Origin of the sequence: Oceaniovalibus guishaninsula JLT2003 (genome assembly GCF_000299575.1) — a bacterium.
Classification (GTDB): domain Bacteria; phylum Pseudomonadota; class Alphaproteobacteria; order Rhodobacterales; family Rhodobacteraceae; genus Palleronia; species Palleronia guishaninsula.
This window is the reverse complement of the sequence record NZ_AMGO01000052.1, coordinates 88650-111768: the sequence shown is the minus strand read 5'-3', so window position 1 is coordinate 111768 and position 23119 is coordinate 88650. Positions and strand designations below refer to the sequence as shown.

Genomic DNA, 23119 nt, shown 5'->3' with positions numbered 1-23119 from the left:
GCGTCTTATCCGCCGACATCGTCCGGATGCACGGCCACGGATTTCATGATCGCGTGGCAGGGCTGACCTTCGCGCAAATCCATCGCATCCGCCGACCGCCCGGTGATGCGCGCCAGCAGCAGGTCCCCGCCACAGGCAAGCTGCACCATCGCCCCCGGCCCGTCGCCACGCCGGATCGCCGTGACGATGCCCGGCAGGATGTTGAGCGCCGACAGCCCCACGGGCGCCGCGCGCGACAGGATCACGTCCTGCGCGGCGATCCGCAGTCGCACGCCGTGCCCCACGCCCAGCGCGATGCGCGGCAGGTGCAGCGATCCGCCCGACACCGCCACCTCGCTCAGCCCGTCGGGATGATGCGCGACGATCCGCCCCGCCAGCACCGCGCCTGCCTCGCGCACCCCTAGAAACCGCACCGCGCCCGGATCGGCCAGCATCGCCGCGACCGGCCCCGCGCCCGTCACGCGCCCTGCCTCGATCGTCACCAGCGTCGTGGCCAGCCGCGCGATCTCGGCGACCGAATGGCTGACGTAGAGGATGGGGATCCGCGCCGTATCGCGGATGCGCTCCAGATACGGCAGGATCTCGGCCTTGCGCGCCTCGTCAAGCGCGGCCAGCGGTTCGTCCATCAACAGCAGCCGCGGGTTCGACAGCAGCGCGCGGCCCAGCGCCACGCGGCTTTTCTCGCCGCCCGACAGCGCGGCTGGGCGGCGCGCCAGCAGGGCCCCGATCCCCAGCAGATCGACGACGTCCGAAAACGCCGCATCCCGCCGGCGCGGCCTGCGCCCGTAAAGCAGGTTCGCCGCCACGTCCATATGCGGAAAAAGCCGCCCGTCCTGGAACACATAGCCGATCCGCCGGGCGCTGGGCGGCACGAACCGCCCCGCCCGCGTATCCAGCAGCACGTCGCCGCCCAGCACGATCCGTCCCGCCTGCGGCCGCAGCAGGCCCGCCACCGCGTTGACGATGGTGGTCTTGCCCGATCCCGACCGCCCGAACAGGGCCGTCACCCCGTCGGGCGCGGTGAAAGCGGCGTCCAGCGCGAATCCCGGCCAGCGCTGCGACAGCCGCACCTCCAGCGTCACGACCCGGCCACCCGCCGCGACGCGCGCGCGGCCAGAACCTCGGACACCAGCAGCGCGGTCATCGCCACGGCGACCGACACCAGCACCAGCCGCAGCGCCGGCCCCTCGCCCCCCGGCACCTGCAAGAAGCCATAGATGGCCGAAGGCAGCGTCTGCGTGCGGCCGGGGATGTTGGCGACGAAGGTGATGGTCGCGCCGAATTCGCCCATCGCCTTGGCAAAGGCCAGCACCGCCCCCGCGACGATGCCCGGCGCGATCAGCGGCAGCGTCACGGTCGCGAAGACCCGCAGCCGCGACGCGCCCAGGGTGGCGGCGGCCTCCTCCAGCCGGGGATCGACCGCCTCAAAGGACAGCCGGATCGCGCGCACCATCAGCGGAAACGCCATGATCGCGGCCGCCAGCGCCGCCCCGGTCCAGCGAAAGGCCAGCGTCACGCCGAACCAGTCGCGCAGCGGCCCGCCGACAGGGCCTTGGGTGCCGAAGGTCAGCAGCAGCAGATAGCCGGTGACGACGGGCGGCAGGATCAGCGGCAGATGCACCAGCCCGTTCAGCACCTGCTTGCCCGGAAAGCGCCGCCGCGCCAGCAGCCACGCGATCCAGATGCCCAGCGGCAGGCTCAGCGCCGTCGCGGTCAGACTGACCCGCAGCGACAGTGCCACCGCCTGCCATTCCGCGGGGCCGAGCCAGGCGGTCATTCGCGCGGCAGGACCGTGAAACCGTTGGCCCCGAACACCGATGCGGCCGCGTCGCCCGACAGATAGTCCAGGAAATCCAGCGCCTGCGCGTCGTCCGACAGCGCGCCGGCCGGATAGACGATCGGCGCATGGCTTTCGGCGGGAAACGTGCCCAGCACCGTCACGCGCGGTTCGGCCACGGCGTCGGTGGCATAGACGATGCCCAGCGGCGCCTCGCCCAGCGCCACGAAGGCCAGCGCGCCGCGCACGTTGTCGGCGTGCGCCACGCGGGGCGCGACCGCATCCCACGCGCCCAGCCAGTCCAGCGCCGCGCGGCCATAGAGGCCTGCCGGCACCGCATCGACCTGCGCCATCGCCATGCGCCCCTCGTCGCCCAGCAACCCCGCCAGATCGACGCCCGGCACCAGATTGACGGGCGCCGCATCGCCGCCCGCGGGCGCGATCAGCACCAGCCGGTTGCCCAGCAGGTCGCGGCGGCTGTCCCCTTCGATGCTGCCCTCCACCGCGTCCATCCATTCGACATTGGCCGAGATGAAGACGTCCGCCGGCGCGCCTTGCAGGATCTGCCGGGCCAGCGCCGACGATCCGCCATAGGAAATGGCCACGTCGCGGCCCGTCTGCGCGCTCCATTCCGCGCCGATCTCGTCCAGCGCGGTCTTCAGGCTGGCGGCGGCAAAGATCGTGGGGCCGTCCTGCGCCAAGGCAGGCCCGGACAGAAGGCAGACAAGGGCGGCAAGGCGCAGCATGGCACGCAACTCCGAGGGGGGGGCGGTCGCGCGTGATAACAGCCCAAGCGACCGGGGCTTGCAAGTCGCTCGCCCCCGGCGCGCATGCCGTTTCCTCACGTCAACCGGGATCCGGCTTGCGCCCGGCGGCAAATCGGCCAAACTTGCCCATCGCCATTCGCCCGCACACCAATGACGGGCCTGCCGACAGGAGGATTCCCATGAACCGCAGAACGATCCTTGCCACGACGACCGCGCTGCTCGGTCTTGCGCTGCAACCGGCCCTTGCCGCCGACGTGCCCGAAGGCACCGAACTGGCCGACGACCAGACGTTTTCCTATCGTCTGCTCGACCAGTTTCCGACGCTCGATCCGCAACTGAACGAGGAAACGGCAGGCAGCCATGTGCTGCGTCAGATCATGGAAGGGCTGATGACCCAGGACGCGCAGGGCAACCTGCGGCCCGGCGTCGCCACCGGATACGAGGCCAGCGAGGGCAACACCGTCTATACCTTCACCCTGCGCGACGATGCCCGCTGGTCCAACGGCGACCCGGTGACGGCGCAGGATTTCGTCTATGCGTGGCGTCGCGCCGCCGATCCCGAAACCGCGTCGCCCTATGCGTGGTATGTCGAACTGACCGGCATGAAGAACGCGGGCGCGATCGTGGCCGGCGAAATGGACCCATCCGAACTGGGGGTGGAGGCGGTGGACGATCACACGCTGAAGGTCACGCTGGACAGGCCGCTGCCGTATTTCCCGGCGATGACCACCTATGCCACCCTGTTTCCCGTCCATCAGGAAACGGTCGAACAATACGGCAGCGACTGGACCGCGCCCGAGAATTATGTCGGCAACGGGGCCTACAAGCTGGCCGAGCTGTCGCTGAACGAATACTTCAAGCTGGTGAAGAACCCCGAATACTGGGATGCCGACAACGTCGTCATCGAGGAGGTCGAGGGCCTGATCATCAACGATTCCAGCCAGGCGCTGACCCGCTACGAAGCCGGCGAATTCGACCTGCTGGAACCGCTGCCCGCAGGATCCTATCCGCGCCTGAAGGAACAGCGCCCGGACGAGGCGATTTCCGTGCCGCGCCTGTGCAGCTATTATTATCAGATCAACCAGCGCGAAGGCGCGAAGGAGGAACTGAAGGATCCGCGCGTCCGCAAGGCGCTGTCGCTGGCCGTGGACCGCGACGTGATCGTCGATCAGATCCTTCAGGGCGGCCAGCTTCCGGCCTACAACTTCGTGCACGAGGCGACGGCCGGGTTCGAGATGCCTGAACTCGACTATGCGCAGATGACCCAAGCCGAGCGTGACGCCAAGGCCAAGGAACTTCTCGAGGAAGCGGGCGTCGAGGATCTGGATCTCAAGCTGATCTACAATACCGACGAATCGCACAAGCAGATCGCCACGGTCCTCAGCCAGATGTGGAAGCAGAAGCTGGGCATCACCACCACGCTCGAGAACATGGAATGGTCCACCTATCTCGACGTGCGCAAGGCCGGCAATTTCGATGTCGCGCGGTCCGCCTGGTGCGGCGACTACAACGAAGCGTCCACCTTCCTCGACATCCTGATGACGGATCAGGAACAGAACGACGGCAAGTGGTCGAACGCGGAATACGACGAACTGATGAAGGCGTCCAAGACCTCGGACGATCCGGCGGCCGACTATCGGCAGGCGGAACAGATCCTGGCCGAGGATACGGGAATCATACCGATCTATCACTATTCTAATACGTTTTTGCTCGACCCGCAGATCAAGGGTTTCCCGCTGCAAAACGTCGAGAACAACTGGTACGTCAAGGACTTCTACCGCGTGAAGGCCGACTGACCGCTTGACAAACAAGGCGCCCGGTTTCATGCCGGGCGCCTGACATATCAAGGACTTGCAGCCTTTGTATTCGTTCATCGCCCGCCGCATCGCCATCGCGATCCCCACGATCCTGCTGCTGATCGTCTTCTCCTTCCTGCTGATGGAGGCCGCTCCGGGCAGCCCCTTCGCCACCGAACGCGGCGTCCCCCCCGAAGTCCTTGCAAACCTTGAGAAAAAGTACGGCCTCGACCGCCCGCTGATCGAACGGATGGGCATTTATGTCTGGAACGTCGTCACCCAATTCGACTTCGGCCCCAGCTTCAAATTCAAGGATCGCACCGTCAACGACCTGATCGCGCAGGGTTTTCCGGTGACGCTGACCTATGGCATCTGGTCATTCGTCGTCGCCGTCGCCGTCGGCGGGACGCTTGGCGTGCTGGCCGCGATTTATCACAATTCCTGGCTCGACTACCTTGCCGTCGGCATCTCCATCGGCGCGCAGGTCCTTCCCAACTTCGTGATGGCCCCCATCCTGGTGCTAATCTTCACGCTTTGGCTGGGTTGGCTGCCCGGCGGCGGCTGGCGCGGCGGGCAGTGGGAATACCTGATCCTGCCGGTCATCGCGCTTTCGACCAGCTATATGGCCTCGATCGCGCGCATCACCCGGTCGTCCATGCTTGAGGTGCTGAACGCGGGCTTCATCCGCACCGCGCGTGCCAAGGGCCTGCCGATGCGGCGCGTGATCCTGCGCCACGCGATGAAGCCGGCGCTGCTGCCCGTGATCTCGTATCTCGGCCCGGCCTTCGTGGGCATGATCACCGGATCGGTCCTGATCGACGTGTTCTTCTCGACCGGCGGCATCGGGCAATTCTTCGTCAATTCCGCGCTTAGCCGCGATTATTCGGTCATCATGGGAATCACCATCCTGATCGGGACGCTGACGGTGACGTTCAACCTGGTGGTCGATATCCTTTACGCCTGGATCGACCCGAAAATCCGGTACTAGGAGGCAGCATGGTCGCGCAGCTTGGCACCGCCGAGGACAATGTCGAAGCCGCCGGAATGGAGCCCGTGCGCGGCCGGTCGCTCTGGTCCGATGCGCGGCAGCGCTTCTTCGCCAACAAGGCGGCGACCGGCGGACTGGTCGTGCTGGTGCTGGTCGTGCTTTTCGCGCTGTTCGGACAGACCGTCGCGCAATGGTCCAACGAGGAGATCGACTGGTCGCTTCTGGGCAACATCCCGCAGGCGGGCGGGCCGTCCATCGCCAACGGCCATTATTTCGGCGTCGACGAGACCGGGCGCGATCTTTACGCCCGCGTCGTGCAAGGCAGCCGCATCAGCCTGATGGTCGGCATTGTCGGTGCGCTGATCTCGGTCGTGGTCGGCACGTTGTGGGGGGCGGTCGCGGGCTATGTCGGCGGCAAGACCGATACGGTGATGATGCGGATCGTCGATCTGATGATGTCGATTCCCTATATGTTCGTGCTGATCCTGCTACTCGTCGTGTTCGAGCGCAGTCTGGTGATGCTGTTCATCGGCATCGGGCTGATTTCATGGCTGGACATGGCGCGGATCGTGCGCGGCCAGACGCTGAGCCTGAAGAACAAGGAATTCGTCGAAGCCGCCATCGCCACCGGGGTGCGCACGCCCACGATCATCTTCCGCCATATCGTGCCCAACCTGCTGGGCGTCGTCATCGTCTATGCGACGCTGCTGGTGCCCAGCATGATCATCTTCGAATCGTTCATCAGCTTTCTCGGCCTCGGCGTGCAGGAACCCAGCACGTCCTGGGGCGCGTTGATCAACATGGGCGCGTCGAACCTTCGCAATGAAACGCCGTGGATGCTGGGCTTTCCGTTGGCGGTGTTCGTCATATCGCTGTTCGCGTTCTTCTTCGTCGGGGACGGATTGCGCGACGCCCTCGACCCGAAGGACCGCTGATGCTGCTGGAAGTGGACGATCTGGCGGTGGCGTTTCGCACCGCGGACGGCACCGTGAACGCCGTGAACGGCTTGTCCCTGCGGCTGGAGGCCGGGGGGACGCTGGCGATCGTCGGCGAATCGGGGTCGGGCAAGTCGCAGACCGCCTTTGCCATCATGGGCCTGCTGGCCCGCAACGGCGAAGCCACCGGATCCGTCCGGCTGGACGGCAAGGAGCTGCTGGGCCTGTCCCCGCGCGAGTTGAACAAGGTTCGCGCGGCGCAGGCGGCGATGATTTTTCAGGATCCGATGACGTCGCTGAACCCCTATCTGCGGGTAGGCGACCAGATGGCCGAGGTGCTGACCCTGCACAAGGGCATGTCCAGGCGCGAGGCGATGACGGAAAGCGCCGCGATGCTGGACGCTGTGCGCATACCCGACGCGGCATCGCGGTTGCGGATGTATCCGCACGAGTTTTCGGGCGGGATGCGGCAGCGGATCATGATCGCGATGGCGCTGCTCTGCCGTCCGCGCCTGCTGATCGCGGACGAACCGACGACGGCGCTGGACGTGACCGTGCAGGCGCAGATCATGGAGCTTTTGTCGGAGATCCGCGCCGAGTTCGGGACAGCCATCGTGCTGATCACCCACGATCTGGGCATCGTCGCCGATACCTGCGAGCGAACGGTGGTGATGTATGGCGGCCGGGTGATGGAGCAGGGCGCGACCGAGACCCTGTTCGAGCGGCCGAGCCATCCCTATACGCTGGGCCTGCTGAAAGCGGTGCCGCGGCTGGATATCGACCAAGACGAGCTGGAAACGATTCCCGGCGATCCGCCCGACATGAGCCGTCTGCCCAAGGGGTGCCCGTTCACGCCGCGCTGCGGTTTCGCGATGGAACGATGCGGCCGCATCCAGCCGCCGCTGACCGAATGGTCGGGCCGCCTGCGTGCCTGCCATGCCGATCCCGAGGTGGTGCGATGACCCTTCTGCAAGTGCGCGATCTGGATGTGACCTTCGACATCCGCCCGCGCGGCGCGTGGCCGTGGACGCCGTCCGACCGTCTGTCCGCCGTGGCGGACCTTTCCTTCGATCTGGAGGAGGGGACGACGCTGGGCGTGGTGGGCGAATCGGGGTCCGGCAAATCGACGCTGGCCCGCGCGATCATCGGCACGGTACCCGCGACGGGTGGGGAAATCCTGTGGGACGGGACGGACCTGCGTAAACTGTCGCCGCGGGCCCGGCGCACGCATCGGCGCGAAGTGCAGATGATCTTTCAGGATCCGCTGGCCGCGCTGAACCCCCGCATGAACGTGGGCGAGATCATCGCCGAGCCGCTGCGCACCCATCAGCCCGATGTCACATCGAAACAGGCGCGCGCCAAGGCGTCCGAGATGATGGAGCGGGTGGGCCTGTTGCCAAATCTGATCAACCGCTATCCGCACGAGTTTTCCGGCGGCCAGTGCCAGCGTATCGGCATCGCGCGCGCTTTGGTCCTGTCGCCCCGCCTGGTCATCTGCGACGAGCCTGTCAGCGCGCTGGATGTCAGCGTGCAGGCGCAGGTCGTCAATCTGCTGAAGCGGCTGCAAAAGGAAATGGGCCTGTCGCTGATCTTCATCGCCCACGATCTGAGCGTGGTGAAGCATATCAGCGACCGGATCCTGGTCCTGTATCTGGGCCGCCAGATGGAGCAGGGCGCGGCGCGCGATGTCGTTCGACGCCCGCGGCACCCGTATACGCAGGCGCTGATTTCCAGCGTTCCAATCCCCGATCCCAAACGCGAACGGGCGCGCAAGCGGCCGGTCCTGTCGGGGGAATTGCCGTCGCCGGTCAATCCGCCCTCGGGCTGCGTCTTTCGCACGCGATGCCCCAAGGCGCAGCCCGATTGCGCGGTCGGCCGTCCGCCGCTGCTGGATGTCGGCGACGGCCATCTGGTGGCCTGTCCCTATCAGGAAGTGATGGAAACCGTCGCCTGATGGCGGGCCTTCAGCGGTGATCCGACAATTCGGACACGTCCTTGAACTTGATCGATTCGCCGCAGCCGCAGGCGTCGGTCACGTTCGGATTGCGAAACTGGAAGCCGGATTCCAGCAGCGAGGTGCGATAGTCGATCTCGGTCCCGAACAGGAACATCTGCGCCATCGGCGCGATCATCACCCGCGCGCCGTCCTGCTCGACGACCTCGTCCTGCGGATCGACGCTGTCGGCGTAATCCATGGTGTATTCCATGCCCGCGCAGCCGCCCTTCTTCAGGCCGATGCGCAGGCCGGCATGGCCGTCGCGGGCCATCAGCCGCGCGATCTGGCGGGCGGCGGCGGGGGTCATCGTCACGGCCTGCTTGCCGGGAATGCTGAACATCGCGCTAATCTCCTCGCGTCGGGCGGAACGCCCGTTACATGAACCCTAGTTCCAGCCGGGCCTCGTCGGACATCATGTCCATGCCCCAGGGCGGATCCCAGGTCAGCTGGACATCGACCGTCTTGACCCCCGGCACGGGTTCGATGGCATCGGCGACCCAGCCGGGCATTTCGCCCGCCACGGGGCAACCGGGCGCGGTCAGGGTCATCGTGACCGTGACATCGTTCTCGGCGCTGATCTCGATCGTGTAGACGAGACCCAGATCGAAGATGTTCACCGGGATCTCGGGGTCATAGACGCTGCGGCACGCCTCGACGATTTCAGGATGAAGCGGATGGTCTGTCGTGGAAGGCCGGATCAGCGGCGCGCCTTCCAGTTTGGGTTCGGTCTGCACGGTCATCGGCCACCTGTCGTCTATTCCGACCCAACAGATAGGAATTGATCGCCGCTTCGTCCAGTCCGCGGGTCAGCCTGCCATGTCGTCCAGCCCGCCTTGCGGCAGCATCGGACGCCCGGTCTCGTCCTCGATGCGGCGGGCGGCGGCAAGAACGGCCTCGCGCAGGCGGCATTCCATCGCCCAGCCGGATTTGGGGTCGGCGGCGGGGGCCTGAAACCGCACGACAGGGCCGAAAGCGTCCTGCGAATAGACGATCATCTTGGCCGCGTCGGCATCGGTCACGTCCGGGTCGTCGGCCACCGCCTTGTGAAAGCTGTCGCGCAGCGCGTCGAGATCGGCCTTATGGGCCAGCGTCAGCTTGAAGGTTACGGTCATCGCGGCATCCGAATGGGTCCAGTTCTCGAAATCGTCGCTGACGAAGCGGGAAACGGGGACGACAAGCCGGTTGCCGGTCCAGATCTTCAGCTGGACATAGGTGAAATGGATCCGCTCGACCGTGCACCAGTGTCCTTCATAGATGACCTGATCGCCGATCCTGGCGGACCGGTTCAGCGCTATCTGCAACGACGCCATGATGTTGCCCAGGACCTGCCGTCCGGCGAAGCCGAAGATGACGGTCAGTGCGCCGGCCGATGCCAGCAGCGAAAACCCCAGGGATCGAAAGACGTTCGCTTCGGACAGAACGACGCCCAGCCCGACCAGCAGAACGATCACGATCAGCAACCGCCGCCCGCCCGACAGCACGGTGGCCAGCGTACGATAGTCCGAATTGTCCCGATCCTCCAGCCGGTCGGTGTCGAACGTGACGATGTATTCGAGGATCGTGTCGATCACCTCGACCAGGAACAGCAGCACGGCGACGACATAGCCGATGACGACAAGCGGCGTCAGAACCGACGCGACGATACCCGAGACGGTGAAGACGTGCAGCCCGGCCGTCAGGATCACCGTCGTGACGGCGGCGATCACCAGCGGCCAGTGCAGGGACCGGGCGACCATGCGCGGCCAACCCTGACCGACGCGGTATTCCAGCGCGGCGAAGGGGCGATGGACCAGTCGGCCGACAATCACCGCCAGCACGATGACGACCGGAATACCGATCACTTCCCACACTCGCAGCCCGATGGGCGTTTTCGCCTTCAAGCTTTCGGGCAAGGCGCGTTCCAGCGGCGACGGGCCATGCGCGGCATAAAGCCGGGGGATCTGGCTGACCGTGCGTTCGGAAAAGACCCAGACCGGATCGCTGTCGCCCACCCGCACGCGGTTCAGGCGGATCGCCACCTCGCGGTTCTGCAATTCCAGGACGCCCAGCAACAGCGACCGGCGCGGCTGACCTGCCAGGGCCGCGTTCGAGCTTTGCTGGGAGTCGAGCGCATCGGGTCGTTCCAGAAGTGCGCGCCATGACAGGATCGCGCGACGTTCCAGGATCGTCTGCAATTGCCGCGCCAGACGGGGGCCGACGCTGGCCTGTGCGTCCCGAGGGATGCCGTTGAGGTTCAGCATATGCGCGGCAAGCAGGCTGTCGCCATCCCCCAGCGCGTCGAGATAGCTTTCCACAGCCCCCTGCGGCGTGTCCCGGTCGATCCGTCCGTCGGGCGCGGGCAGTCCGGCATTGAGGGTATCCAGAACGAACCACGTGCCGCGCGGGCCGTCACCCGCGTCCGATTGCTGCGCGGCGGCAACGGTCCCTGCCAGGCAGAGGACGACAACGATGGCCAGCCGGATGACGGGCCGCACGGTCGAGGCGGCGCATCGGGTCATTCCCGCGAACCACGCTTGCGGCGCGAAAGGGAGGGCTGCATCCGCGTCTCGATCCGGTCGAAGACCGCCTGGGCCAGACCGGCGGGCGCGCCTTCGGGTCCGGCAGCCGCTTCCGCAAAACGGTCGAGGCGCGGGGTCGGATCGACGGACAGCACCTTGGGCCCCTCGGCCGTGCGCAGCATGACGACCTCGACCAGACCCAGGCGGAAGATCTTGGCCGCGCGCAGGGCCAGCGCCCGCTCCGCGCGCTTCGGTCGGATCGGGCGCAGCGTGGCGCCCTTCGCATCGCCGGACGATCCGTTGCGCTGCATGGCCGCAACGACATTGCCGTGAACGACGATGCAGCGGATGTCGGTCCATCCGGCTTCCTCGACGAAATCCTGGACCAGAAAATTCGCGCGAAGGCCGCGAAAGGCACCAATGACGGATTCGGCGGCATCGCGGGTCTTCGCATAGACGACGCCGCGCCCCCTGGCGGGGTCGAGCAGCTTGACGATCAGCGGCGCGGTGCCGACCAGCCCGATCAGGTTGCCGGTGTCCTTCGGCGAATCCGCAAAGGCGGTTGCCGGTGTCGGGATCCGGGCCCGCGCCAGAAGCTGCTGCGCATGCAGCCGATCGCAGGCGGCGGCGATGGCGGCGGGTCCGTTCAGGCACCATGTGCCGATCGTTTCGAACTGACGCAGCACGGCGCATCCATAAGCGGTATCGCGCCCGGCGATCCGGGGAACGACCGCGTCGAAACGCGGCAGACGCTTGCCGTCATAGTAGATCTCGGGCGCCAGCGCGTTGAGCGCCATGTAGCATCGCCGCGCGTCCAGGATATCGACGCCGTGACCGCGCCTTTCGCCTTCCGCGACAAGCGACGCGATAAAGGTCTGTTCAGTGTCGCGCCCCAGGATCGCCACGCGCAGCGAACGCGGCGGCGCTTCGGCATAGGTGCGCGCATAGGCGGAATAATCCAGCTTGGGCTGGCAGAAGGATTCGCCCGGCACCACCACCACCTGCGACCCGAAGGCCTGCCGCCCCAGCAGCATCCGATAGGCCATGCTGCCTCGGTCGGTCAGCGTCACCTCGATGGGCCAGTCGCGGTTGCCGACGGACAGGCGCGTCTCGATGACATAGCGCAGTTCCGTCTCGCCGTTCGAGGATGTCACCTCGCGCCGGTCGAGGATCGGCGCGGAACAGGCGACGCTGAACGCGCGCCCCGGCACGGGATGGATCGCGAACCGGACATGGGGCTGCGAAGCGGGGCCGAAAGGCTCGATATCGAAGGCATGCAGGGCCGAAGTGCGCGCCCCGGTATCCACCTTGGCCTTGAGCGCGGGCAGGCCCAGATCGGGCAGGGCGATCCACTCCTCCCAGCCAAGCCGGATCTGGTTGGTCATTCGTCGGTCCCCGTGCTGACGCCGCATCGCAGCCCTTGTTGTCGGTCCTTGTTGTCGGCGGGGGCGACGATTGCAACCTTGCGGCGGGGGCGCTAGTGCGGCGCGCTGACAGATCGTCACCGGGGCACATCATGGCAGGGTTCGGCTTTTCCATCGTCGCGACGGACGTCAAGGCGCGGGCGGGCACCATCCGCACGCCGCGCGGCGAGATACGCACGCCCGCCTTCATGCCGGTGGGCACGGCGGCGACGGTCAAGGCGATGCTGCCCGAAAGCGTGCGCGCCACGGGGGCCGACATCCTGCTGGGCAACACCTATCACCTGATGTTGCGGCCGGGGGCCGAGCGGATCGACCGGCTGGGCGGACTGCATCGCTTCATGAACTGGGACCGTCCGATCCTGACCGACAGCGGCGGGTTCCAGGTGATGAGTCTTTCGGGCCTGCGCAAGCTGACCGAACGCGGCGTGACCTTTCGCAGCCATATCGACGGCAGCCGGCACGAGCTGACGCCCGAACGCAGCATGGAAATTCAGCGTTTGCTGGGATCGGATATCGCCATGTGCTTCGACGAATGCCCCGCGCTGCCCGCCGACCGCGACCGGATCGCGGCGTCGATGGCGCTGTCGATGCGGTGGGCCGCGCGGTCGCGCGACGCGTTCGGCGACCGGCCCGGACATGCGCTGTTCGGCATCCAGCAGGGCGGCCTCGACCGCGATCTGCGCGCGCAATCGGCCGAGGCGCTGACGGCCATCGGGTTCGACGGCTATGCCGTGGGCGGCTTGGCGGTGGGCGAGGGGCAGCAGGCGATGTTCGACGTGCTGGACTTCGCCCCCAGCATGCTGCCCGCCGACCGGCCGCGTTATCTGATGGGGGTGGGCAAGCCCGACGACATCGTCGGCGCCGTGGCGCGCGGGATCGACATGATGGATTGCGTCCTGCCGTCGCGGTCGGGGCGCACCGGTCAGGCTTTCACCCCGCGCGGTGTCGTCAACATCAAGAATGCGCGCCATGCCGACGACCCCCGGCCCCTGGACGAAACCTGTGATTGCCCGGCCTGCCAAAGTTATTCCCGCGCCTATCTGCACCACGTCTTTCGCGCGCAGGAGATGATTTCTGGGATGCTGCTGACATGGCACAACCTGCGCTATTACCAGCGGTTAATGGAGGGGATGCGCACGGCCATTGCCGCGGGCACCTTCGCCGGCTGGCAGGACGACTTTCACGCGACACGCGCATTGGGCGACATCGAGCCGCTGTGACCCTCTTGCCGCCGACCCGGCACGGGGGCAGTGTCGCATCCGGCGCCGTCCGGGGGCGTGGTTGAAAGACGCCGCGCCGTCCCCACATACCCTAACCGAAAGAGGGGGGATCGGACGCCGCCGCAAAGCGGGGCAAGCATCCCCTGCCAACAAGGACATCCAGATGACCGAACAATCCTATCCCGTCCTGCCGCTGCGCGACATCGTCGTCTTTCCCCACATGATCGTGCCGCTGTTCGTCGGACGCGAAAAATCCGTGCGCGCGCTGGAAGAGGTGATGCAGGACGACCGCCAAATCCTGCTTTCCAGCCAGATCGACCCCGCCGCCGACGACCCCGACAGCGACGGCATCTATCGCGTCGGCGTGCTGGCCAACGTGCTGCAACTGCTCAAACTGCCCGACGGAACCGTCAAGGTGCTGGTCGAGGGCAAGACGCGCGTGCGCATCACCGGCTTTCAGCCCAACGACCGCTTCTTCGAGGCGGCGGCCGAACCCCTGACAGAAGAAACCGGCGATCAGGCCAGCGTCGATGCGCTGGTGCGGTCGGTCGGCGAGGAGTTCGAGCGCTATGCCAAGGTCAAGAAGAACATCCCCGAGGAGGCGCTGGCCGCCGTCGGCGAGACGCGGCAGCCCGCGCGCTTGGCCGATCTGGTCGCAGGCCATCTGGGCGTCGAGGTCGAGCAGAAGCAGGAACTGCTCGAGACGCTGGTGATCGCCGAGCGGCTGGAGAAGGTCTATGGCCTGATGCAGGGCGAGATGTCGGTCTTGCAGGTCGAGAAGAAGATCAAGACCCGCGTGAAGTCGCAGATGGAGCGGACGCAGCGCGAATACTATCTGAACGAGCAGATGAAGGCGATCCAGAAGGAACTGGGCGACGGCGAGGAAGGGGCCGGCGAAGTTGCCGAACTGGAAGCGCGGATCGCCGCCACCAAGCTGAGCAAGGAGGCGCGCGAGAAGGCCGATGCCGAGCTGAAGAAGCTCAAAAACATGTCGCCGATGTCGGCCGAGGCGACGGTGGTGCGCAACTACCTCGACTGGATGCTGTCGATCCCGTGGGGCGTGAAGTCGCGCACCAAGAAGGACCTGAACGCCGCCCAGAAGGTGCTGGACGACGATCACTATGCGCTTGAAAAGGTGAAGGAGCGGATCGTCGAGTATCTGGCCGTTCAGCAGCGCAGCAGCAAGCTGAAGGGTCCGATCATGTGCCTTGTCGGCCCTCCGGGCGTCGGCAAGACATCGCTGGGCAAGTCGGTCGCCAAGGCGACGGGGCGCGAGTTCATCCGCATCAGCCTGGGCGGCGTGCGCGACGAGAGCGAGATCCGGGGTCACCGGCGGACCTATATCGGGTCGATGCCCGGCAAGATCATCCAGGCGCTGAAGAAAGCCAAGACGACGAACCCGCTGATCCTTCTCGACGAGATCGACAAGATGGGCCAGGATTTCCGGGGCGACCCCGCTTCGGCCATGCTGGAGGTGCTCGATCCCGAACAGAACGCGACGTTCGTGGACCATTACCTCGAGGTCGAGTACGATCTGTCCAACGTCATGTTCCTGACGACTGCGAACTCCTACAACATGCCCGGTCCGCTTCTGGACCGGATGGAGATCATTCCGCTGTCGGGCTATACCGAGGACGAGAAGGCGGAGATCGCGCGGCGGCATTTGATCGCCAAGCAGATCAAGGCCAACGGCCTCAAGCCTGCCGAGTTCGAGCTGACCGAGGACGCGCTGCGCGAGATCATCCGCACCTATACGCGCGAGGCAGGCGTTCGTAACCTCGAGCGCGAGATCGCCAAGCTGTGCCGCAAGGCGGTGACGCAGATCGTGCGCAAGCAGACCGACAAGGTCGTGGTGACGGCGGATAACCTGGGCGATTTCCTGGGCGTCAAGAAGCACCGTTACGGGCTGGCCGAGGAAGAGGACCAAATCGGCGTTGTAACGGGGCTGGCCTGGACCAGCGTCGGGGGCGAGCTGCTGTCGATCGAGGCTTTGCGCCTGCCCGGCAAGGGCCGGATGAAGACGACCGGAAAACTGGGCGATGTGATGAAGGAAAGCATCGACGCGGCCAGTTCCTATGTCCGGTCGATCAGTCCGCAGATCGGGGTGAAGCCGCCCAAGTTCGACACGCTGGACATCCACGTCCACGTGCCCGACGGCGCGACGCCGAAAGACGGGCCGAGTGCGGGTCTGGCGATGGTGACGTCCATCGTGTCGGTTCTGACGCAGATCCCGGTGCGCAAGGACATCGCCATGACCGGCGAAGTCAGTCTTCGGGGCAACGCGATGCCCATCGGCGGCCTGAAGGAGAAGCTGCTGGCGGCCCTGCGGGGCGGCATCAAGACGGTGCTGATCCCGCAGGAGAACGAGAAGGATCTGGCCGAGATCCCCGATAACGTGAAAGAGGGTTTGACGATCATTCCCGTCCGCCACGTATCCGAGGTTCTGGAACATGCGCTGGTGCGCAAGCCCGATCCGATCGAGTGGGACGATGCGGCGCAGGAAGCGGCGGATGCCGCCGCCGCCGCCCGGATCGCCCAGGCGCCCAGCGCGACGGCGCACTGATCGACGGGTCCGGGCCGTGCCTTGTTGCATGGCCCGGACCGGACGAAGCGGGCAAGAAGGCAATTTCGCACAATGGCTTGGCCCGTCAATCGTCGCGACATCGAAGGATACGAGAGCCGGAGCGCCCTGCGCCTTTGGTGTGAGGGCCTTCCGGTCGAAGCACTGACGCTCGGCAGGCGGGTCTTCGGACGTCCGCCGATCCGCTTTTGCATTTTCGCGCAAGGGCGGACCGGATCGACGCTGCTGACCTCGTCGCTGAATTCCCATCCCGCGATCCGGTGTCGGGACGAGATCCTGCGCCGGCCACGGCTGGCGTCGATGACCTTTCTTGACAATGCGTCGCGCGGGGTCGGTCAGGCGTTCGGTTTCCACCTCAAGCCCATCCATGTGACCCGCCTGCAAGGTCAGCCGGACCCGCATCTGTTTCTCAACGACCTGACGCGACAGGGCTGGCGGCTGATCCATCTACAGCGCCGCGATCTCGTCGCGCAGGTGTTCTCGGTGATCTATGCGGCCCATGCGGGGCGCTATCATTTCACGAACGACCGACGCGACGAAGACCGTCCCCTGGCGATCAAGCCCAAGCGTTTCGTGCGCAAGTTGCGCGCCTGGAACGACATGCGCGAGTTGGAGCAGCGCGCCATCCGCGGTCTCGATGCCATCGACCTGTCCTACGAGGGCGACCTTGTCGATCCGGTTCGCCGCGACAAGGCATTGGCCCGCATCGTGGCGTCCCTGGGCCTGCCGCCCGCGCCGATGTCGTCGAGCCTGCGCAAATCCGTCCGCCGCCCGGTCTGGGAGATGATCGCCAACGCCGACGAGGTGCGCGACGCGATGGTGGCCGCCGGTTTTGACCCGGAAACGGGACGCCGGCTGAACCCCGAACCCGATCTTGCGCCGCAAATGTTTCGCCGCTAAGAGACCCGCGACGGGTGATTAGCTCAGTGGTAGAGCGCTTCGTTCACATCGAAGATGTCAGGGGTTCAAATCCCTTATCACCCACCAGAACGACGAAAGGCGCCCTTAGCGGCGCCTTTCTGCCGTCAGGACGCCAGCGGGCTGATCCGCGCCAGATCGGCCACCTTGCGCGCCGCGATGCCGGAATCGATGCTTTCGGCCGCCATCGCCGCCCCTTCTTTCAGGTCGGATGCCTGCCCCGCCACGACCAGCGCCGCCGCCGCGTTCAGCAACACCGCATCGCGATAGGCACCGGGCGCCCCGCCCAGCAGGGCGCGGAAGGCCTGCGCGTTCTCGGCCGGGGTGCCGCCCACGATGGACGCGAAGGGGTGCATCGGAAGGCCGGCATCCTCCGGCCCGATCTCGGTCTCGGACACGGCACCGTCCGCCAGAATCGCCGCGCGGGTGGATGCCGCGATCGAAATCTCATCGGTGCCGTCCCCGCCATGGACCAGCCATGCGGCCTCCGATCCCAGGGCCAGCAAGGTTTCGGCCATCGGACGCAGGACATCGGCCGAATAGGCGCCGCTGAGCTGACGCGTGACCCCGGCGGGGTTGGTCAGCGGACCCAGGATGTTGAAGATCGTGCGCGTCCCCAGTTCGGACCGGGCAGGCATGACATGCGCGGTCGCGGGATGATGCATCGGCGCCATCATGAACCCGATACCAGCACCCGCAAGCGCGCGTTCCACCACCGCCGGGCCAACCATCACGTCGATGCCCATTTGCCCCAGCAGATCCGCCGCCCCCGATTTCGAGGACAGGTTGCGATTGCCGTGCTTGGCCACGGGCACACCCGCCCCAGCGACGACGAAGGCCGCCGCCGTCGAGATGTTGAGCGTGCCCTTGCCGTCGCCGCCCGTTCCCACGATGTCGACGGCCCCCTTCGGCGCGCGGACCTTGCGGCAGCGCGCCCGCATCGCGGCGGCGGCGGCGGCATATTCGTCCACCGTCTCGCCGCGGGTCCGCAGCACCATCAGCAGCCCGCCGATCTGCGCCGGCGTCGCCTGGCCGTCGAACAGCAAGCCGAAGGCGACCTCTGCCTCGTCGCGCGACAGCGGACGTGCGATGGCCGCCTCGATCAGCGGTTTCAAATCCAGGCTCATGCGGGGACCGGCAGGGAACCAAGGAACGTCTTCAGCATGGCATGACCGTGTTCGGACCGGATGGATTCGGGATGGAACTGCACGCCTTCTATGGGCAAGGTCCGGTGCCGCAAGCCCATGATCGTGCCATCCTCAAGCTCCGCCGTGATCTCCAGACTATCGGGCAGCGTGCCGCGGTCGACGACCAGACTGTGATAGCGCGTCGCCCGCAACGGTGACGGCAGGCCGGTAAAGATCCCTGTATCGCGGTGATGGACGATCCCGGCCTTGCCATGCACGATTTCGGTATGCCGACGCACCTGGCCGCCGAAAGCCTGTCCGATGGCCTGATGTCCCAGACACACCCCAAGAAGCGGCACACCCGCCCCGGCCGCCGCGCGGATCAGCGGTATGCAGATCCCCGCCCGGTCGGGGTCGCAGGGGCCGGGCGACAGGACGATGCCGGCCGGACGACGCGCCAGCGCCTCGTCGGCCGTCAGGGCGTCATTGCGCACGACGTCCACATCGGCCCCCAATTCGCCAAGGTAATGGACGAGATTCCAGGTGAAACTGTCGTAATTGTCGATCAGCAGCAGCATCCGCATTCCTTCGTGCCGGGATCGGGGCAGGGGACCGCCGACCGGGCGTGACCCCGATGCCGGTTTGGGTATAGATGCGCAAAGCGGCGGCGGGGGGCAAGGCCGCGTGGCGGATCGGTGCAGGAAAGCGGGCAGGACGATGGCAAAATCCGACAGGATCGGCGCGCGGCAAGTGTTGACGGGGGCCGTCGCGGGACTGGCCGTGACGGTCTGTCTGGTGATGCTCGCGGTCGTCGTGGGTGGCCCGATGCCTGCGGCCCCCGTTCCGCAGGCATCCGATGTCAGGGTCCCGGCGGGAAGCCGGTTCGCGGGCGAGCGGCCCGATCTCGACCCGGTGGCGCCCGCCCCCGACCGGGCCGCCGGGCTGTCGGAGGTGCCCAGGCTGCCAGCGCCGCCCGATACCACCGAGAACCCCGCATCCACCGCCGATCGTCCCGCCGCGGTGCCGCGCATGACTGTCGTGGCGCCATCACTGGACGCACCGGCGGCCGACGCCGCCGTCGATCCATCTGTCCACCGCGACAGTGCACCCGTCGCGATGCCGGCACCCCGCCAACCCGCGCCACTTGGCGATTGACGCTGCCGCGCGGTCCGACGACACCGGGGTTGCGCCTTTCGTCGCGGCGTGGGTTCGGACGGAGGCGGGCGTGAGTCCCACGACATTGCAGGGCGCCATGGCGATGGTCGGCTGCTGCACGATCTGGGGATTATCGCCGCTTTACTACAAATACCTCGACTTCGTTCCGCCGCTGGAACTGCTGGCCCACCGGACGCTGTGGTCGCTGGTGTTCTTCGGGTTGATCCAGGCCGTTCGCGGCCGTCTGCACATCGTGGTGCAGGCGTTGCGCCCCGGACGCCCGCTTGTCCTTTGCGCGCTGGCGGCCATGCTTATTTCGGTCAACTGGTTCGTCTTCATCAGCGCGATCCAGGGCGGGCGCGGCGTCGAGGCCAGTCTCGGTTATTACATCTTCCCTCTGGTGGCCGTCGCCATCGGGCGTGTCGTCTTCGGCGAAAGGCTGGGCCCGCTGGCATGGCTTGCCATCGCGCTGGCCTGCCTGGGCGTTACTTTGCTGACGGTCGGTTTGCGGGCCGCACCTTGGGTCGCGCTGATCCTGGCGATTTCCTTCGGACTTTACGGCGCGGTCAAGAAAACGCTGCTGGTGGGCGCGCTGGCATCGGTCACGGCCGAAGTCACGCTTCTGGCACCCCTGGCCCTGGCATGGCTGTGGTTCGGCGTTCAGGGGGCGGGCGCCTTCGGACAGGGCTGGGCCGAGGCGGGCCTGCTGATCTTCAGCGGGCCGTTGACAGCGGTGCCACTGATGCTGTTCGGGACCGCGTCGCGGGGGCTGACGATGGCCAGCGTCGGGATCATCGGCTATCTGAACCCGACGCTGCAATTCATCTGCGCCGCGTTCATCTTCGGCGAGGTTGTGACCGGCTGGCATCTGGTCGCCTTCGCGTTCATCTGGACCGCACTGGCCCTTTATTCCGGCGCGATGCTGCGGCGGCCGCGCAAACGAGCGCAGGTTGCCGGCACTTTTGACGCGGTTCCGCCTTCGCGGTAAAGTGACGCCATCGACCGCGATGTTGCGGGCGTGGCAGGACCGATCCCGGTCCGATACGGGCACCCTATGGCAGGCTCACTCGGCGCAGGGCTTCAGACATTCGCCGTCCTCGCGGCTCTGACCGCCGGGGGATCGGGGGCCGTCATTCTTGCCCTCGGCCGCCCCTTCGCCGAGGTTGAGGACGTGGCAGCGAGGGCCGCGGACGATGTGCCGGCGGTTGCCGCGGTGCCGGACGCCGCAGATGGCGGCGGTCCTGTCCTCGATCTGGCGCAGATCGACGCGACAGGCAGGGCGGTGATCGCCGGGCGCGCCCGGCCCGGAACGGTGGTCGAGATCGCGCTCGACGATACCACGCTCGCCAGCGAAGCGGCGGACGATGCCGGCATGTTCGTTGTCACGACAACCGTTTCCCCAGCGTCCCAACCGAGGATGTTGACCCTGCGAACGGCTGGCGATCCGGCGCCACGACGGGTCGAACCGGCGCTGATCGTGGCGCCATCGCGGGACGGGAAGAGCGGGACCGCCCAGCCATCTGCCGCGCCCACGCTTCTGGAGGTCGACGATCGCGGTGTCAGCGTGCTGCAAGAGCCGGCAGACGACGCGGATACGGCGCTCGGCATCGACAGCATCGCTTACGGGAAAAGGGGGCAGGTCGCGTTGACGGGACGCGGCCCGGTGGAATCGGCCGTCCGTCTTTATCTCGATGGCGATCCTTTGGCAGTGGTCCGGCCGGATCGGGGCGGCCAATGGCGCGCGACGTTGCCGAAGATGGCGGCCGGGCTTCATGTCCTTCGCGCGGATCAGCTGGGATCGGACGGATCGGTCGTCGCCCGGATCGAGACTCCGTTCAAGCCGGCAAGCGCGGCCATCCTGGCCGAGGCAGCAACTCTGTCGTCGGACCCGAAAAACAGGGTGGTGGTCGTGCAGCCTGGCCAAAGCCTCTGGCGCATCGCCGTGGATACCTACGGAGACGGATTTCTTTACGTCAAGGTGTTCGACGCCAATGCCGACCGCATCCGAAACCCCGACCTGATCTATCCGGGGCAGGTGTTCACCGTCCCCGAACCGGACCCGGCACCGTCGCCCGGTCTGGCCATCGACGGATCCCGGCCCTAGGCTCGTCCTTCCCTGTCGCAGAGGATCGGATGGACGATCAACATCAGGCCAAGGATGCGGGCGGCCTTGCCGTCATCGCCCGCGTCGCGCCCTATCTGTGGCCCAAGGGCGAAGGTTGGGTCAAACGGCGCGTCGTCCTGTCGCTGGCGCTGCTGGCGCTGGCCAAGGTCATCGCGGTCATCACGCCGCTTTTCTACAAGGCGGCGGTCGATGCGCTGGCCGGCGAGGGACAGCAGGCTGCATGGATGCTGGGCGCCGGGGCGATCGGACTGACGGTCGCCTATGGCGTCACGCGCGCGATGAATGTCGGCTTCCAGCAACTGCGCGATGTCGTCTTCGCGCCGGTGGGGCAACGCGCCCTTCGCGCCCTGGCGCTGGAGACCTTTACCCATATCCATCGCCTCAGCCTGCGCTATCACATCCAGCGCCGGACCGGCGGCCTGTCCCGCATCATCGAACGGGGCGTCAAGGGCGTGGATTTCCTTCTGCGGTTCCTGCTGTTCAGCATCGGGCCACTGATGCTGGAATTGCTGATGGTGGCGGTGATCCTCGCCTTCCTGTTCGACATCCGGTATCTGGTCGTGGTTCTGGTCACGGTCGTCCTTTATGTCGCCTTCACCTTCGCGGTGACGGAATGGCGCGTCCGCATCCGGCGCGAGATGAACGAGCAGGATACCGACGCCAACCAGAAGGCGATCGATTCCCTGCTGAACTTCGAGACGGTGAAGTATTTTGGCGCCGAGGCCCGCGAGGCCGCGCGCTACGATTCGGCGATGGGCAAGTATGTCGGCTTTGCGCTGCGAACGCAGTATTCGCTGGCCTTCCTCAATGCCGGGCAGTCGCTGCTGATCACTGCGGGGCTGGTGGTGGTGATGGTCATGGCCGCCACGGGCGTTCAGCGGGGCGTGCTGACGACGGGCGATTTCGTCATGGTGAACGCCTACATGATCCAGATCACCATGCCGCTCAACTTTCTCGGCACCGTCTACCGCGAGATCCGGCAGGCGCTGATCGACATGGCGCAGATGTTCGGCCTTCTGTCCCAGCCGGCCGAAGTGCGCGACAGACCTGATGCCAAGCCGCTGCACGTGCCGCATGGCGTGGTCGAGTTCCGCAATGTCACATTCGGATACGAGCCCGAGCGTCCAATCCTGAAAGGCATAAGCCTGACCGTTCCGGCGGGGGGCACGCTGGCCCTGGTCGGACCGTCGGGCGCCGGGAAATCGACCGTGGGACGGTTATTGTTCCGGTTTTACGACGTGCAGGGCGGCAGCGTGCGGATCGACGGCCAGGACATCCGCGACGTCACGCAGGACAGCCTGCATGCGCAGATCGGGGTCGTTCCCCAGGATACGGTGTTGTTCAACGATACGATCCGTTACAACATCGCCTATGGTCGGCCCGACGCCGACATAACCCAGATCGAGGATGCGGCCCGCGCGGCGCGGATCCATGACTTCATCGTTTCGCTGCCCCAAGGATACGACACGCAGGTGGGCGAGCGGGGGCTGAAGCTGTCTGGCGGCGAGAAGCAGCGGGTCGGCATCGCCCGGACGCTCTTGAAGGATCCTCCGATCCTGCTGCTGGACGAGGCGACGAGCGCACTCGACACCGAGACCGAACAGGATATTCAGACCGCGCTGAGGCGGCTTGGCGCGGGGCGCACCACGCTTGTGATCGCGCATCGGCTGTCCACGATCGCCGATGCGGACGAGATTGCGGTGCTGGAAGACGGGCGCATCGTCGAACGCGGGTCGCATGCGGCCCTGCTGGCCCGGCAGGGGCGCTATGCCGCACTGTGGTATCGCCAGGACGCCGAGGAAGCGGCCTGAC

At 66.5% G+C, this 23119-nt stretch carries 21 protein-coding genes and 1 tRNA gene; 13 read left to right on the top strand and 9 right to left on the bottom strand.

All coding sequences use genetic code 11. From position 1 onward, the window contains the following. Nucleotides 1-5: 5 nt before the first annotated feature. The 3 genes from modC to modA are packed head-to-tail and all read right to left on the bottom strand — an operon-like array spanning nucleotide 6 to nucleotide 2523. On the bottom strand, nucleotides 6-1082 hold the full coding sequence (gene modC / locus OCGS_RS11695) for a molybdenum ABC transporter ATP-binding protein (protein ID WP_007427452.1): 1077 nt from the start codon (nucleotides 1080-1082) through the stop codon (nucleotides 6-8). Continuing rightward, nucleotides 1079-1777, bottom strand: a complete 699-nt coding sequence (gene modB / locus OCGS_RS11690; RefSeq protein ID WP_007427451.1) for a molybdate ABC transporter permease subunit — start codon at nucleotides 1775-1777, stop codon at nucleotides 1079-1081. The genes modC and modB overlap by 4 nt, the downstream gene beginning before the upstream one ends. Further along, nucleotides 1774-2523, bottom strand: a complete 750-nt coding sequence (modA, locus tag OCGS_RS11685; protein WP_007427450.1) for a molybdate ABC transporter substrate-binding protein — start codon at nucleotides 2521-2523, stop codon at nucleotides 1774-1776. Before modA ends, modB begins: the two co-directional genes overlap by 4 nt. A gap of 200 nt (nucleotides 2524-2723) precedes the next feature. Between modA and OCGS_RS11680 the strand changes: the two genes are divergently transcribed. From OCGS_RS11680 to OCGS_RS11660, 5 genes are all read left to right on the top strand, one after another. Beyond that, complete coding sequence (locus OCGS_RS11680; protein WP_007427449.1) at nucleotides 2724-4340, top strand: peptide ABC transporter substrate-binding protein; 1617 nt, start codon at nucleotides 2724-2726, stop codon at nucleotides 4338-4340. A 64-nt stretch (nucleotides 4341-4404) separates the two neighbouring features. Continuing rightward, complete coding sequence (gene oppB / locus OCGS_RS11675; protein WP_007427448.1) at nucleotides 4405-5328, top strand: oligopeptide ABC transporter permease OppB; 924 nt, start codon at nucleotides 4405-4407, stop codon at nucleotides 5326-5328. A gap of 8 nt (nucleotides 5329-5336) precedes the next feature. After that, nucleotides 5337-6263, top strand: a complete 927-nt coding sequence (locus OCGS_RS11670) for an ABC transporter permease subunit (RefSeq protein ID WP_007427447.1) — start codon at nucleotides 5337-5339, stop codon at nucleotides 6261-6263. After that, the gene (locus OCGS_RS11665; RefSeq protein WP_007427446.1) at nucleotides 6263-7225 is read left to right on the top strand and encodes an oligopeptide/dipeptide ABC transporter ATP-binding protein; all 963 of its coding nucleotides are present in this window, start codon (nucleotides 6263-6265) and stop codon (nucleotides 7223-7225) included. Before OCGS_RS11670 ends, OCGS_RS11665 begins: the two co-directional genes overlap by 1 nt. Then, nucleotides 7222-8217, top strand: coding sequence for an oligopeptide/dipeptide ABC transporter ATP-binding protein (locus OCGS_RS11660; RefSeq protein WP_007427445.1), 996 nt, complete (start codon nucleotides 7222-7224; stop codon nucleotides 8215-8217). Before OCGS_RS11665 ends, OCGS_RS11660 begins: the two co-directional genes overlap by 4 nt. Before the next feature lie 10 nt (nucleotides 8218-8227). On the opposite strand, the gene OCGS_RS11655 is transcribed toward OCGS_RS11660, so the two are convergent. The 4 genes from OCGS_RS11655 to OCGS_RS11640 all read right to left on the bottom strand — a co-directional run bounded on the left by OCGS_RS11655 (nucleotide 8228) and on the right by OCGS_RS11640 (nucleotide 12142). After that, complete coding sequence (locus OCGS_RS11655; protein ID WP_007427444.1) at nucleotides 8228-8599, bottom strand: HesB/IscA family protein; 372 nt, start codon at nucleotides 8597-8599, stop codon at nucleotides 8228-8230. 34 nt (nucleotides 8600-8633) lie between these two features. Then, entirely contained in the window at nucleotides 8634-8999 is a 366-nt protein-coding gene (locus OCGS_RS11650; protein WP_007427443.1) for an SUF system Fe-S cluster assembly protein, read from the bottom strand. Nucleotides 9000-9065: 66 nt separating this feature from the next. Beyond that, nucleotides 9066-10757 (bottom strand): mechanosensitive ion channel family protein, encoded by a 1692-nt coding sequence (locus OCGS_RS11645; protein WP_007427442.1) that lies wholly within the window; start codon nucleotides 10755-10757, stop codon nucleotides 9066-9068. Beyond that, nucleotides 10754-12142, bottom strand: a complete 1389-nt coding sequence (locus OCGS_RS11640) for a RimK family alpha-L-glutamate ligase (RefSeq protein ID WP_007427441.1) — start codon at nucleotides 12140-12142, stop codon at nucleotides 10754-10756. The genes OCGS_RS11645 and OCGS_RS11640 overlap by 4 nt, the downstream gene beginning before the upstream one ends. A 131-nt stretch (nucleotides 12143-12273) precedes the next feature. Here OCGS_RS11640 and tgt point away from each other — a divergent pair, with 131 nt between their 5' ends. The 4 genes from tgt (at nucleotide 12274) to OCGS_RS11620 (ending at nucleotide 16969) form a co-directional block, all read left to right on the top strand. Beyond that, nucleotides 12274-13401, top strand: a complete 1128-nt coding sequence (tgt, locus tag OCGS_RS11635) for a tRNA guanosine(34) transglycosylase Tgt (protein WP_007427440.1) — start codon at nucleotides 12274-12276, stop codon at nucleotides 13399-13401. 163 nt (nucleotides 13402-13564) lie between these two features. Next, nucleotides 13565-15964: an endopeptidase La gene (gene lon, locus OCGS_RS11630; RefSeq protein ID WP_007427439.1), complete on the top strand. Its 2400-nt coding sequence runs from the start codon at nucleotides 13565-13567 to the stop codon at nucleotides 15962-15964. A 318-nt stretch (nucleotides 15965-16282) separates the two neighbouring features. Beyond that, a complete protein-coding gene (locus tag OCGS_RS11625; RefSeq protein ID WP_156801044.1) occupies nucleotides 16283-16882 on the top strand; it encodes a hypothetical protein in 600 nt (199 codons plus the stop codon). 12 nt (nucleotides 16883-16894) lie between these two features. Continuing rightward, nucleotides 16895-16969, top strand: a tRNA-Val gene (locus OCGS_RS11620). Between the two features lie 38 nt (nucleotides 16970-17007). Here the strand turns inward: OCGS_RS11620 and trpD are convergent. After that, a complete protein-coding gene (gene trpD / locus OCGS_RS11615) occupies nucleotides 17008-18027 on the bottom strand; it encodes an anthranilate phosphoribosyltransferase (protein WP_007427437.1) in 1020 nt (339 codons plus the stop codon). Next, nucleotides 18024-18605, bottom strand: a complete 582-nt coding sequence (locus OCGS_RS11610) for an anthranilate synthase component II (RefSeq protein ID WP_007427436.1) — start codon at nucleotides 18603-18605, stop codon at nucleotides 18024-18026. The genes trpD and OCGS_RS11610 overlap by 4 nt, the downstream gene beginning before the upstream one ends. 139 nt (nucleotides 18606-18744) lie before the next feature. On the opposite strand from OCGS_RS11610, the gene OCGS_RS11605 reads away from it, so the two are divergent. The 4 genes from OCGS_RS11605 to OCGS_RS11590 all read left to right on the top strand — a co-directional run bounded on the left by OCGS_RS11605 (nucleotide 18745) and on the right by OCGS_RS11590 (nucleotide 23118). Beyond that, the gene (locus OCGS_RS11605; RefSeq protein ID WP_007427435.1) at nucleotides 18745-19182 is read left to right on the top strand and encodes a hypothetical protein; all 438 of its coding nucleotides are present in this window, start codon (nucleotides 18745-18747) and stop codon (nucleotides 19180-19182) included. 70 nt (nucleotides 19183-19252) lie between these two features. Continuing rightward, nucleotides 19253-20170, top strand: a complete 918-nt coding sequence (gene rarD, locus OCGS_RS11600; protein WP_007427434.1) for an EamA family transporter RarD — start codon at nucleotides 19253-19255, stop codon at nucleotides 20168-20170. A gap of 66 nt (nucleotides 20171-20236) precedes the next feature. Further along, nucleotides 20237-21286 (top strand): LysM peptidoglycan-binding domain-containing protein, encoded by a 1050-nt coding sequence (locus OCGS_RS14620; protein WP_052026182.1) that lies wholly within the window; start codon nucleotides 20237-20239, stop codon nucleotides 21284-21286. A gap of 29 nt (nucleotides 21287-21315) precedes the next feature. Then, a complete protein-coding gene (locus OCGS_RS11590) occupies nucleotides 21316-23118 on the top strand; it encodes an ABCB family ABC transporter ATP-binding protein/permease (RefSeq protein WP_007427432.1) in 1803 nt (600 codons plus the stop codon). Nucleotide 23119: the final 1 nt, after the last annotated feature.